Origin of the sequence: Streptomyces sp. cg35 (genome assembly GCF_050410835.1) — a bacterium.
GTDB lineage: Bacteria > Actinomycetota > Actinomycetes > Streptomycetales > Streptomycetaceae > Streptomyces.
On sequence record NZ_CP191268.1, the window covers coordinates 203,351 to 215,232 of the forward strand.

Here is an 11,882-nt window from a genome sequence, read left to right on the forward strand (position 1 = left end):
CGGAGTCCGCAAGCGCATGCCGGCAACGGTCGCGGACATGCCTCGGCACGTACGAGAGGAACTGGCCCGTCGGCTGCGCCGCACCAAGCGGGCCTATCGCAAGCAGGACGTACAAGTAGTCGAGAAGCCTCTGCTCAAGCGGGCCGTCGGCGCCTCCGCGCTCGGCAACTGCATGGAATGGTTCGACTTCGGCGTCTACAGCTACCTCGCCGCGACCATCGGCAAGGTGTTCTTCCCGGGCGCCTCCCCGGGCGCCCAGCTGATCTCGTCCTTCGCAACGTTTGCTGCTGCGTTCGTGGTCCGACCGCTCGGCGGCCTCGTGTTCGGCCCGCTCGGCGACCGCGTGGGCCGGCAGAAAGTACTCGCCACCACCATGATCATGATGGCGGCCGGTACGTTCGCGATCGGTCTCATCCCGAGCTACGCCACGATCGGTATCGCCGCTCCGATTCTCCTCCTGGTCGCCCGAATGGTGCAGGGCTTCTCCACCGGCGGCGAGTACGGCGGTGCCACCACCTTCGTGGCCGAGTATTCGCCGGACCGCCGTCGCGGTTTCCTCTCCAGCTGGCTCGACTTCGGCACCTTCGTCGGCTACGCCCTCGGATCCGCGTTGGTCACCGTCCTGAACCTGGCTCTCTCGGACGACCAGATGCTGTCCTGGGGCTGGCGCCTCCCGTTCCTGATCGCCGGTCCGCTGGGCGTCATCGGCCTGTACATGCGGCTGAAGCTGGAGGAGTCTCCCGCCTTCCAGCAACAGCTCGACGACCACGAGAAGAACCTCGCCCAGGACTCGGTCGGCAGTGAGTTCAAGACCATCGTCCGCGACCACTGGCGTCCCCTGCTGCTGTGCATGGGCCTGGTGCTGCTCTACAACGTCACGAACTACATGGTCACCGGCTATCTACCGACCTATCAGACGGAGACGCTCGACCGCTCCAGCAGTTCGGCGGACATCCTGGTGCTCGTCGGCATGGTCTGGATCGTCATCATCATCACTTTCCTCGGACGGCTCAGCGACCACATCGGCAGGCGACCGCTGTACGCCACCGCGGCAGCCGCGATGATCGTCCTCGCCATCCCGGCCTTCCTCCTCATCAAGGCCGAGGGCACATGGCGTCCCGTCATCGGAGTGCTGATCCTGTCCACGCTCCTCGCCTGCTTTGCCGCACCCAGCGCCGCGACGCTGCCCGCGCTGTTCCCCACTGCGGTGCGGTACGCGGCCATGGGCATCGGCTTCAACTTCGCCGTGGCGGCCTTCGGCGGCACCACCCCGCTGGTCACAGAGGCACTGGTGAACGTGACCGGTGACGAGTTGATGCCCGCCTACTACCTGATGGTGGCCGGAGTCATCGGCTTGGTGACCGTCAAGTTCCTTCCGGAGAGCGCGCAGTTGCCGCTGAACGGCTCCCAGCCCATGGTCGGTTCGCAGGAGGAGCAGCAGGAACTGATCGACACGTCTCAGGACCTGGTGCGGTACGCCAAGGAGCAGTCCTCGGCACGCTGAGCCGCCCTCAGTGCTCTCGCTGCAACACGGCATCTCCATCCATGTCCATGACCGACGAGTGAGGAGCTGTAGCTGATGGTCGGTGGTCGCGTGCGCGTGCTGCTGTTGACGGCTCTCTTGCTGATGGCAGGCTCGGTGATGTCGTCCGCACCCGCGTCCGCTGTCATCGGAGGGTCGAAGAGTTCCTACGGCCCATGGGCGGTACGCATGCTCGTCGACGGCGAACCAGCCTGCACCGGGACGGCCGTCACGCCTCAGTGGATCATCAGCGCCTCACACTGCTTCTTCGAGCAGGGGCAGCCGGTCGCCGACAAGCGCATTGCGTTCCGCGTCGGCAGCCTCGACGTGCGCAAGGGCGCGACGGTTCGTCCCCTGCCCGGCAAACGCGTGGGAAGCGCGCACGCCGACATGATGCTCGTCAAAGTACCGGCGATGAAGATCCGTACGGCGCGGTTGGCCACAACCGGTGTCCGGCCAGGTCAGGCCGTGCGCCAGTACGGTTGGGGCGCTACGTGCGCCGGGGATGAGAACGCCTGTCAGTCCCCCGTGCTCAAGCAGTCGGATCTGCGGGTCGTTCCGGCCGATGACCCCCGCTGTGAGGGCTACACCGCGCCTGGCGGTTCGGACTTCTGCATGGAAAGGGTGTCCGGAATCCCCGCCGGCGGCGACTCGGGAGGTCCGGTGATGAGCATCGGCCCTCGCGGCAAGGAGACCCTCCTCGGCGTCTTCGACGGCTCCGACCGGCAGGAGATCGCAGAAGCCGGGGAGATCCAGCAGCAACTCGCCTGGATCCGCTCGGTGACCCAGCGATAGCGCGGAGCTGCTGCGGTCGGAAAGGTGAGCCGAGCCCCCTGTCGAGCGATCAGGATCAGCAGGCCCATCGCAGTCGAACGGCCTCGATCTCCGCGTCGTCGAGGAGAGCCTCGACGAGTGGGGCGGGGCCCGCCACCTTCGTCGCCCACAGGTCGTAATCCGTGCAGAGCACCCAGGAGCGGTCCTGCGCCCAGAGGTTGGACGGGCTCCAGCCGTCCTCTTCAGGGTGGTCGTACAACGCTTTGGCGTCCGCGAGGGTGCCGGCCCGGACGTGCGGATTGTCGAGATCCTCGGCTCCGTGCAGCAAGGGGCTGTAGTAGGCCAGGCAGCCGGTTGCGGCGCCTTGTGGGCTGTGTTCGGTGAGGATGTCGACCAGGCGGTTCCAGTCGGCCCGGTTCAGGCTGCCCTCGGACGGTGCCTGGATGCCGACCGGCCAGCCGCCCGGCGCGATCGAAGGAAACGACGTGTGGCACGGCAGCCGTCCCTCGGGCACCACGGGGTCACCGGTCCGCCGCGCCAGCTCGGCCCAGCGCAGTCGGCGCCAACGGGGGCCGGGGCGCTCTCCCCCGGTGCCGGTGAGCACGTCCGCGGGGTCAAGGCCCGGGATGGTCTCGACACCTCCGCTCGTCAGCGCGGCCCGTCGGTATGCGACGTAGGACATGTCGGTCGGCCCGAGTTCGTGCTCATACATGGAGTGGAGCACCCAGGCCGCGTCGGGCAGCGCCCGCGGCATGAATCCGGTGAGCCCGTCATCCGAGGTCAGGTCCAGCAGCCAGTCGGTCTCCTCGGACGGGGCGAGCGGCCACCGGGCGATCGCCAGAGCGGCGGCGGTCTCGTACATCCGCTCAGGATCGCACCCAGCGCAGGAGGGTGGTGCAGCAGCCCTCCGCGCTTCGGGTGTCTTGCCCTTCGGGGAGAGGAGCGAGCGTCAGGAGTGCGGGTGGGCGAACCAGCGGGAGGGTGCGGTAGGCCTGGTTGACATAGGCATCCAGGTAGCGGGCGACGGCCGCATCCACTGCCGGAGCGCTCAGCGTCCACTTCATGTTGGGCAGGTCGGCGAGGCCGCCGTCCAGCTCGTCGAGGAGCACAGGAGCGCCTATGGACCACCGCGAGCGTTGTCAGTGGGCACGGGCACACTGACGGCATGAGCTCTTCTTCGTCTGCCGCACCGGATGCGTCCCGCACCGCCACTGCTTGGGTCGAGTCGATGGGCGGGCCTTTGGTCGTCATCCCCGTATCCGCGTTGGACGCATGGCATGGGTGTACGGAGACCGGTGTCATGGCGGGGGATGCCACCGCTCCGGACGACTACGACCGGGCCTGCGCGGTGGACGATCTGGCCGGTGTGATCACCGTGGGCGAGAACGGCGCGCAAGCACTGGTGCTGGCGGACGAGCCGGCCACCAGCTGCTACCTGCCCGACCATCGGGCCTTCCTGCGCTGGCTCGCCGCCGGCTCCGAGGCTGAGCTGAAGGCGGCGGCCGTGTCCGTCCTTACCGACCCGGCCACCAGCTGGGAGGAGTGCGGCACGTGGGTGTCGGACGGTCCAGCCATGCTCATGGACTCCGCCGAAGCAGGCTCTGAGCTGGACACCACGTATCCCGGCGGTGGATTGCCCGCCCAGGCATCGGCTTCTCTGCCCGCCGGCCGCTGGAGGGTCCGAGCCACCCATACCGAGGTCGACGAGGGAGTCCGGGTCGGCCTGGTCCAGGTCCTGCCCATCGCTGCTTGCAACCCTCAGGGACCGATTGAGCGTGAGGGGAACCAGTCGACTTCGGGGTGCGTCATCGAGGCCAGGTGATCTTGAAACGACCGGAGGGCCGTGTATGCCTTCAACAGCAGCCCGATACCTGTACCTTACCCGGCACGGCGAGGCAACCGACGACGAGACTGAGCTCACCGCGCGGGGACGACGCCAGGCTGAACTGCTCGGCGAACGGCTTCGACAGACACCTCTGTCGGTGATCCACCACGGTCCTCTCCCCCGAGCGAGGCAGACGGCCCAATTGATCCACGGCCGGCTCGACCAAGTCCCTGTCCGATGCTCGGAGTTCGCCGGAGACTACCTGCCTTACCTGCCGAACCGAGATGAGCTGCCGCCCGGGACCGCGGACGCCACCCTGGAGCGCCTGGCCCAGTTCCCGAGGGAAGCACGCGAGGGGGGGCCGGGTCTCGCACAGGCGGCCCTTGCTCGCCTCACGGGACCGGTGGAAGGCGACCAACCCCGCCACGAACTGGTCGTCACTCACAACTTCCTTGTCGCCTGGCTCGTCCGCGATGCCCTCGACGCCCCGAGTTGGCGGTGGATCGGCCTCAGCCACGCCAACGCCGCACTGACCGTCATCCGTTACGCGCCCGACCGCCCGGCGTCCCTGCTCGTCTACAACGACACGGGCCATCTTCCTCGCGACCTTCGCTGGACGGGCCTCCCCGCCGAACTTCACATCTGAAGCGCGGAATGGTCATAGTCACAGGCTGTACGTCCGCTTCCTGGGAGCCGAGCGAAACGCAGGCGACGCTTTCTCAACGTCTTCGTCCTCGCCCACGAAATCGTCGCACAAAGCGAGTTGGCTGAGGAGCAGTACCCATTCTGGAGGGCCGACAACGACTGGTGCGACGCCGACTACACGAACCCGTCACGTGTCGGCCCACAGGTGTACAACCCGCAAGTGCATCCAGGTGATGTCGCCTGGTTCAAGTCATCCGCCACAGAGCTGATCCGGCGCGTGGACGGATACCTGGAGCTTCTGGCCGCACACGGTGTCGAACGCCATCGGTCGGAGTCATGGAACCCAGGACGGGTCGTCTACGAGGACGAGAACAATTCGTGGTTGTCCCGATGGGGCACCACGACACCGCCTGAGCCGCACGACTGAGCCAGTCCCGCCGTGCCCAAGACACCGACGTGCAGGAAAAGCAAAAGGCAAGGAGAACCATCTCCTTGCCACTCTCAACATATAGCGCGCCAGGGGGCTTGCCGCAAGGCCCGGGTGATGCCGCAGAATCATCGGCCGATGCCACCACCTGCGTAAATGGGGGGGCAGGACGTGTGTGCGTTGGTGTGGACGTATGCGGGACACGGTGACATCGAACCAGTGGTGGGACCGGCAGGGCGGTCACGGAGTCACGGAGCACCGCCCCCTCGGAGGTATCGGAATGACTGAGCAATACGTGTTGGATCTTCAAGGGATCGACGAGTCGCAGGTCGCGATCGTCGGCGGCAAGGGCGCACACCTGGGCGTGCTGTCACGGATCGAAGGCATCCGCGTACCGGCCGGATTCTGCGTGACGACGGACGCCTTCCGGCGGATCATGGCGGATGCGCCGTCCGTCGGGGATCGGCTCGAGCAGTTGTCCCGTCTGCACCCGGACGACCGGGAGGCGCTGCGCCGGCTCAGCTCGCAGATCCGCCGGACCATCGAAGAGATCGCGATCCCGGATGATGTCGCGGCGGAGATCACCCGCGCGGTCTCCCGGCTCGGTGAGCAGGCCGCGTACGCCGTCCGATCCAGTGCGACGGCGGAGGACCTGCCGACGGCCTCCTTCGCCGGCCAGCAGGACACGTACCTCAACGTCGTGGGGGCGACGGCGATCCTCCGGCACGTCAGCCGGTGCTGGGCCTCACTGTTCACCGAGCGGGCCGTGACCTACCGCCAGCGCAACGGCATAGACCACCGTACGGTCCACATGGCCGTGGTCGTGCAGCGGATGGTCTTCCCGGATGCGGCCGGCATCATGTTCACGGCCGACCCGGTCACGGGCAACCGGAAGGTCGCCACCGTGGACGCCGGTTTCGGCCTCGGCGAGGCCTTGGTCTCCGGTCTGGTGAACCCGGACGTGTTCAAGGTGCGACAGGGCGAAGTCGTCGCGAAGGCGGTCTCCGCCAAACAGCGTGCCGTGCTCGCCCTACCGAGCGGCGGCACGCACGAAGTGGCGATCGACTCGCAGCGGCAGGAGCAGCCGGCGCTGACGGACGCGCAGGTCGTGCGGCTCGTGCAGCTCGGGCGGCGGATCGAAGGGCACTTCGGCCGCCCGCAGGACATCGAATGGTGCCTGGTCGACGATGACTTCCAGATCGTGCAGAGTCGGCCGATCACGACGCTGTTCCCCATCCCCGAGAGCGGCGACCAGGACAATCACGTCTACCTGTCCGTCGGTCATCAGCAGATGATGACCGACCCCATGAGGCCCCTGGGGCTCTCCGTGTGGCGGCTGACGGCCATGGCGCCGATGCATGAGGCAGGCGGGCGGTTGTTCGTCGACGCCACCCGGCGCCTGGCCTCGCCCGCGAGCCGCACCGCCCTCCTGGACCTCGTAGGGAGAGGCGATCCACTGATCCGAGACGCGCTGGAGACCGTCCTGGACCGCGGCGATTTCGTCCCGTCGCTCCCGGACGCGACCACCGGTGGACCGAGGGCCACCCCTGCTTCCGCTCCGATCGAGACCGATCCGGCCATCGTCACCGGGCTGGTCGAACGCAGCCAGGCGTCCATCGCCGCCCTGGAGCGCGACATCCGGACGAAAACCGGACAGGCGCTGTTCGATTTCCTGCTGAAGGCCTTCGAGGAGCACAAGCGGGTACTGAGTGATCCGCTGAGCTTGCAGGGGATCATGGCAGGGATGGAGGCCACGTGGTGGCTCAACGACAAGCTGCTGGAGTGGCTGGGCGAGAAGAACGCCGCTGACACGCTCACGCTGTCCGCCCCCGACAACGTCACCTCCGAGATGGGACTGGCGCTGCTCGACGTCGCGGACGTGATCCGCCCGCAGTCGGAAGTGGTGGCGTTCCTGCAAAACGTCGAGGACGACGGATTCCTGGACGAGCTGGCGAAACTCGCGGGCGGGCCCGAAGCACGCGACGCCATTGAGGCCTATCTCGACCGGTACGGCATGCGCTGCGTCGGCGAGATCGACATCACGAGGCCACGGTGGCGCGAGCGCCCCAGCACGCTCGTTCCCGTGATCCTCGACAACGTCAGGAGCTTCGCGCCGGGCGCCGCCGAGCGCCGCTTCGAGCAAGGACGCCAGAAGGCGCAGAGGAAGGAACAGGAGGTTCTGTCGCGCTTGCGGGCCCTGCCGGACGGGGATCGGAAGGCCGACGAGGCCAAGCGGATGATCGACAGGGTCAGGACCTTCATCGGTTACCGCGAGTACCCGAAGTACGCCATCATCAGCCGCTTTTTCGTCTACAAGCAGGCCCTGCTGGCGGAGGCCGAGCGCCTCGTGCAGGCCGACGTGCTTCCTGAGAAGGAGGACATCTTCTACCTCACGTTCCAGGAACTCCACGACGTCGTGCGTTCGAACCAGGTGGATGACGGGCTCATCCAGCAGCGCAAGGACGCGTTTCAGTCGTACCACGCGCTCACGCCACCGCGGGTGCTCACATCGGATGGTGAGGCCGTGAGCGGGGCGTACCGGCGCGACGACGTGCCGGCCGGCGCTCTGATCGGCCTGCCGGTTTCCGCGGGGACCGTCGAGGGTCGGGCCCGCGTCATCCTTGACATGGCGGAGGCCGATCTCGAAGCGGGCGACATCCTGGTCACGGCCTTCACGGACCCCAGCTGGTCGCCGCTGTTCGTCGGAATCGCGGGACTGGTGACGGAGGTGGGCGGCCTGATGACCCACGGCGCAGTGATCGCCCGTGAGTACGGTTTGCCGGCCGTCGTGGGCGTGGAGCAGGCCACCCGGCTGATCCGGGACGGACAGCGGATCCGTGTGCACGGAACCGACGGGTACATCGAGATCCTGCCCTGACCGACCGCACCGAGCAGCCTCACCGCTCACGACTCCTCACAACAGGAGGGCTCTGAGGCGCCGGAAGTGACGGTGCGCCAGTTCTTGTTGGATGCTGGCCTAGGGGCCGAGCCAGTCGAGACGAGAAGGACCGCTGCCCGGCCTCGGGAGATCGACGACGAGTTGTGGGCGGACATCGAGCTGCGGGCCGCAGACCTGCCTGGTCTTCTCCCGCGCAGCGGTCGACTCCAGCCACATCCGCGCGGTGCAGGGCGAGCCGGCCCCCGGTCCGTCCCCGGTGGACCGGGGCAAGGCCGGCAGCAAGCACCACCTGATCGTCGAGGCACACGGCATCCCGCTCGCGGCGATCACCACCGGCGGTAACCGCAACGACGACACCCAACTGATCCCGCTGGTCCAGGCCGTCCCGCCGATCCGCCGATCCGCCGATGCGCATCAAGGACGGCCGGCCACTGCGCCGCCCGGGGTCCGCCTTCCCGCAGGCGCCGGTGAGGAGTTTCTCGTTACCTGAGGGCCTCGTAGTGGCCGGCGAACGCATGAAACGCTTCCTTCGGTTTCCACGGCATGCCGGGGTAGGCGCGTGCGTCCGCCGGAATTCCGCTCTGCCCGTCGAGGACCTTCACGATGCCGTAGGACGCGAGGTCGGGATCCGGGCCGGTCAGACGGTGGGGGGTGCGGTAGCCGGAGAAACTGAACCAGAAGACCGAGTCGACTCCTTCGTCCTCAAAGATGGGCATGAAGTCGTCGAGGTAGCGGACCTGTTCACCCTCGTCGCGCACCAGGGCTTGGGGGTGACGCCGTCCGGCCCCATGGCGACGTGCCAGCCCGCGCCGCCGTAGTCGCCCGCTCCCCGGAAGGTGCAGCAGCCACTTCCATGATGGCGACCGGCTTGCCGTGGGAGAACTCCTCGCGCAGATCGTCGCGGTAGGTCGCGGCGTTCCGCACGCCCCGGAAGGCGTCCAGGCCGACGATGCCGAACGGGCTCCAGTCCACCCCGTCCAGGGGACAGGAGGCGTAGCTGACGAGCCCGCTGAAGACGGGCCGCACCGCGCGGACGACCTCGCCGAGGAAGGCGTTGACCTTGGTGGGAAGGGGCTGCAGCGCGGCCTCACGGTCGGGGCCGGCCAGGACAGGGACGTGGTCGCTGAAGGTGTCGCCGGGCAGGTACCCGCGGGCGAACAGGCTCAGTTCACAGCCGGTGACCAGGACGACGTCGGCGCCGTCGCGACGCAGCCGTTCGGCCCACTCGGCGCCGTCGGTGAAGTACGGCAGCATCTCTTCGTCCGTCATCTCGCAGGGAAACGGCGAGAACCAGACCTCCAGCCCGGCGGCCGCGGCGTGGCGTGCGGTGGTCTCGATCCGCTCCAGGTCGCCACCGGTGATGCGGATCGCGGTGCAGTGCAGGTCCTCGGTGATGACCCGCACATCCCGCTCGACCAGGTGAGGGTTACGGCGCGATCATCGACTCTCCAGCGGCGTGAGGGTCAAGCCCACGTGCTGATCAGATGCCTGGATGTCGGCTCTGCTCCCTCAGCGGATACGCAAGCCTCGGAATACGCGCAGCCAGGCGGACGTCGAAAAGGGTTCGCGACGACTTCCGTTCAGCCCTCCCAAGCCAACTCACAGCACGCGGGCCCCGCGCGGCCTCACATGCGGGATCTCAGCACGTCGATCTCACAGCCCGGCGCGGACGGGTCGAAGCCGTGCTCGATCAGCCAGCGAACTGCCAACAGGCTTCGCAACGACCACCACGCGTGGATCACATCGAGGTCGACATCGGTGCCATAGCCGGCGATGACGTCGTCGAGGTGCTCCTCGTGTCCGAGTGTGAAGGTGGCGAGGTCGTAGAGGGCATCGCCCTGGCCCGCCTCGGACCAGTCGATGATGCCGGTGACCTCGTCGCCGTCGAGGAAGACGTGGGCGATCTGCAGGTCGCCGTGGGTGAACGCCGGAGTCCACGGCCGGAGCGCGACCTCGGCGACCTGGCGGTTGCGGGTGACCAGGTCGGCGGGCAGGACACCGTTCGCCACGAGCGACTCGCACTCGTCGTCGAGTTCCGCCGCCAGCGCGCGGCTGCTCCGGCCCGCCCGGCCGTGCCGGGGCGGCAGCGGCGCGTCGTGCAGCTTCCGGATGGCCGCGCCCGCCGCGGCCCACGCCGCCGGCGACCCGGTCGACGGCCCGCCGAGGCGCCCGAGCGTCGTCCCTGGGAGTGCGGCGATCGCGAGCACGGGCGGCTTGCGCCACAGGACTTCCGGGGTGGGGACCGGCGCGAGGGACATCGCCTCGACCTCGACGTCGATGCGCGCCTGATCGGCGTCCACCTTCAGGAACACGTCGCCGACGCGCAGGGTCGCGCGCTCGGAATGGGCGACGACGACTTTGACCTCATCCATGGGCGACCAGTATCCCGGCGATGATCGCCGATGTCGCCGGGTTTATCGCGTGTGACGGTGCGGCTGACGCTACCCGCTGCCCGGCGCCTCGTGCACGACACCGACCTCGGACCAGGTCAAGCCCACCGCTTTTGTGAGGAGTCCTGAGGACGAGTTCGCGAAGGGTGCGCAGCTGTTGCGTGTACTCGTCCTCTTGCCGACGCTGTACAGAGGTCTCGCCGACCGCGAAAGCGGCGGGCACCGCAACGAGGAGGCGCCGCAATGGCCGAACGATCGGGCAGGGTGATCTGCGACATCACGATCTCGGTCGATGGGTACGCGGCCGGGCTCAATCAGACCGAGAAGCGCCCGTTCGGAGACGACGGCGGCGACGGCTCGGGCGCCCGGCTGCACGCCTGGATGTTCGACACTCCCGACGAGAACCGGGCCGAGATCGATCAGATGGCCGCCGCCGAGGCATTCATCATGGGGCGCAACATGTTCGGCCCTGTGCGTGGCGCGTGGGACCGGCAGTGGAACGGCTGGTGGGGTGGCGAACCGCCCTTCCACGCACCGGTGTTCGTGCTCACCCACCATGCGCGCGATCCGCAGACGATGAACGGCGGCACCACGTACCACTTCGTCACCGACGGAATCACCTCAGCGCTGACGCGGGCCCGCGCGGCGGCCGACGGCGGTGATGTCCTGGTCCAGGGCGGCGCGACCACCATCAATCAGTACCTCGCCGCCGGCCTGATCGACGAGCTCAGGCTGCACCTCGTGCCGTTCACGCTCGGCGCCGGCCCGCGGCTGTTCGAGGGCGCCCCGTCCCTGAGACTTGAGCAGGTGTCGTCGAGGTCCGCAACGCTCGTCACACACCTGACCTATCGCGTGCTGCCATGACCAGCTCCACTACCGACCGGCCGCTTGGGCCTGTCTCTGCGACCGAGACAAGGCGCGTAGCCAGGTGAGTTGATCGGGTGCTGTTCCCGGCAACGGGCTACGGCTGGAGACCTGTCGGCTCACCATCTGTGAGCCCCCGCTGAGCGCGACCAAACGATCCATCTCGCGCATCTCACGGACACGCCCACAAGACCCAGAAGGCAGAAGCCCAAGCCCAAGCTGAAGCCGTCGCACGCGTGGCGGCTCAGCCCGTCCCATCACCTCCAGCCATAAAACGATTCAGCCCATTCAGGTGATAGCCCTCGCCAGCCGGTCGAACAACCCCTGCGACACGACCAGTTCAACTCCACACCGCCCCTGAATTGTCATCTCGCAGCGCAGGTATGAGGAGTTACCAGATAGAACCGCATAAACCAGGCGCGCGATCAAGATTGAGCGGCGCACGACGGTTGTCGCCGATGTGAACCCATGGCTAGCGTGTTCCGCGGCTCGCGAGTGAATCCATTCAACTCGTCTGCTGCACGCCTCTCTTCCGA

11 protein-coding genes and 1 pseudogene are annotated in these 11,882 nt (G+C 67.7%); 7 read left to right on the plus strand and 5 right to left on the minus strand.

All coding sequences use genetic code 11. The features are described 5' to 3' along the window. Window positions 1–37: 37 nt before the first annotated feature. Together proP and ACQUQD_RS01025 are read left to right on the plus strand one after the other, a co-directional pair. Window positions 38–1,504 (plus strand): glycine betaine/L-proline transporter ProP, encoded by a 1,467-nt coding sequence (gene proP / locus ACQUQD_RS01020; RefSeq protein ID WP_428949970.1) that lies wholly within the window; start codon window positions 38–40, stop codon window positions 1,502–1,504. 75 nt (window positions 1,505–1,579) lie between these two features. Further along, window positions 1,580–2,317, plus strand: a complete 738-nt coding sequence (locus ACQUQD_RS01025) for a S1 family peptidase (RefSeq protein ID WP_428949971.1) — start codon at window positions 1,580–1,582, stop codon at window positions 2,315–2,317. Window positions 2,318–2,372: 55 nt separating this feature from the next. Here ACQUQD_RS01025 and ACQUQD_RS01030 read toward each other — a convergent pair whose 3' ends face one another. Both ACQUQD_RS01030 and ACQUQD_RS01035 read right to left on the minus strand, forming a co-directional pair. Continuing rightward, window positions 2,373–3,158: a hypothetical protein gene (locus ACQUQD_RS01030; protein ID WP_428949972.1), complete on the minus strand. Its 786-nt coding sequence runs from the start codon at window positions 3,156–3,158 to the stop codon at window positions 2,373–2,375. Between the two features lie 4 nt (window positions 3,159–3,162). Then, window positions 3,163–3,405: a hypothetical protein gene (locus tag ACQUQD_RS01035; protein ID WP_428949973.1), complete on the minus strand. Its 243-nt coding sequence runs from the start codon at window positions 3,403–3,405 to the stop codon at window positions 3,163–3,165. A 119-nt stretch (window positions 3,406–3,524) separates the two neighbouring features. Between ACQUQD_RS01035 and ACQUQD_RS01040 the strand changes: the two genes are divergently transcribed. The 4 genes and pseudogenes from ACQUQD_RS01040 to ACQUQD_RS01055 all read left to right on the plus strand — a co-directional run. Beyond that, a complete protein-coding gene (locus ACQUQD_RS01040; protein WP_428957413.1) occupies window positions 3,525–4,118 on the plus strand; it encodes an Imm21 family immunity protein in 594 nt (197 codons plus the stop codon). 25 nt (window positions 4,119–4,143) lie between these two features. Continuing rightward, on the plus strand, window positions 4,144–4,767 hold the full coding sequence (locus ACQUQD_RS01045; protein ID WP_428949974.1) for a histidine phosphatase family protein: 624 nt from the start codon (window positions 4,144–4,146) through the stop codon (window positions 4,765–4,767). 706 nt (window positions 4,768–5,473) lie between these two features. After that, window positions 5,474–8,071: a rifamycin-inactivating phosphotransferase gene (rph, locus tag ACQUQD_RS01050; RefSeq protein WP_428957414.1), complete on the plus strand. Its 2,598-nt coding sequence runs from the start codon at window positions 5,474–5,476 to the stop codon at window positions 8,069–8,071. A gap of 199 nt (window positions 8,072–8,270) precedes the next feature. Then, a pseudogene (locus ACQUQD_RS01055) lies at window positions 8,271–8,531 on the plus strand (transposase); the annotation flags it as partial. Window positions 8,532–8,574: 43 nt separating this feature from the next. Here ACQUQD_RS01055 and ACQUQD_RS01060 read toward each other — a convergent pair. The 3 genes from ACQUQD_RS01060 to ACQUQD_RS01070 all read right to left on the minus strand — a co-directional run bounded on the left by ACQUQD_RS01060 (window position 8,575) and on the right by ACQUQD_RS01070 (window position 10,464). Further along, window positions 8,575–8,850 (minus strand): hypothetical protein, encoded by a 276-nt coding sequence (locus tag ACQUQD_RS01060; RefSeq protein WP_428949975.1) that lies wholly within the window; start codon window positions 8,848–8,850, stop codon window positions 8,575–8,577. Then, entirely contained in the window at window positions 8,834–9,496 is a 663-nt protein-coding gene (locus ACQUQD_RS01065) for a hypothetical protein (protein WP_428949976.1), read from the minus strand. The genes ACQUQD_RS01060 and ACQUQD_RS01065 overlap by 17 nt, the downstream gene beginning before the upstream one ends. 221 nt (window positions 9,497–9,717) lie before the next feature. Next, window positions 9,718–10,464: a phosphotransferase family protein gene (locus ACQUQD_RS01070; RefSeq protein WP_428949977.1), complete on the minus strand. Its 747-nt coding sequence runs from the start codon at window positions 10,462–10,464 to the stop codon at window positions 9,718–9,720. A gap of 261 nt (window positions 10,465–10,725) precedes the next feature. Here ACQUQD_RS01070 and ACQUQD_RS01075 point away from each other — a divergent pair, with 261 nt between their 5' ends. Beyond that, complete coding sequence (locus ACQUQD_RS01075) at window positions 10,726–11,346, plus strand: dihydrofolate reductase family protein (RefSeq protein ID WP_428949978.1); 621 nt, start codon at window positions 10,726–10,728, stop codon at window positions 11,344–11,346. The last annotated feature ends 536 nt before the right edge of the window (window positions 11,347–11,882 follow it).

What these genes read in the sequence shown, in the direction of transcription:
- proP (WP_428949970.1), top strand. Translation starts at nt 38, where the DNA reads ATGCCTCGGCACGTACGAGAGGAACTGGCCCGTCGGCTGCGCCGCACC.
- ACQUQD_RS01025 (WP_428949971.1), top strand. Translation starts at nt 1,580, where the DNA reads ATGGTCGGTGGTCGCGTGCGCGTGCTGCTGTTGACGGCTCTCTTGCTG.
- ACQUQD_RS01030 (WP_428949972.1), bottom strand. Translation starts at nt 3,158, where the DNA reads ATGTACGAGACCGCCGCCGCTCTGGCGATCGCCCGGTGGCCGCTCGCC.
- ACQUQD_RS01040 (WP_428957413.1), top strand. Translation starts at nt 3,525, where the DNA reads ATGGGCGGGCCTTTGGTCGTCATCCCCGTATCCGCGTTGGACGCATGG.
- ACQUQD_RS01045 (WP_428949974.1), top strand. Translation starts at nt 4,144, where the DNA reads ATGCCTTCAACAGCAGCCCGATACCTGTACCTTACCCGGCACGGCGAG.
- rph (WP_428957414.1), top strand. Translation starts at nt 5,474, where the DNA reads ATGACTGAGCAATACGTGTTGGATCTTCAAGGGATCGACGAGTCGCAG.
- ACQUQD_RS01070 (WP_428949977.1), bottom strand. Translation starts at nt 10,464, where the DNA reads ATGGATGAGGTCAAAGTCGTCGTCGCCCATTCCGAGCGCGCGACCCTG.
- ACQUQD_RS01075 (WP_428949978.1), top strand. Translation starts at nt 10,726, where the DNA reads ATGGCCGAACGATCGGGCAGGGTGATCTGCGACATCACGATCTCGGTC.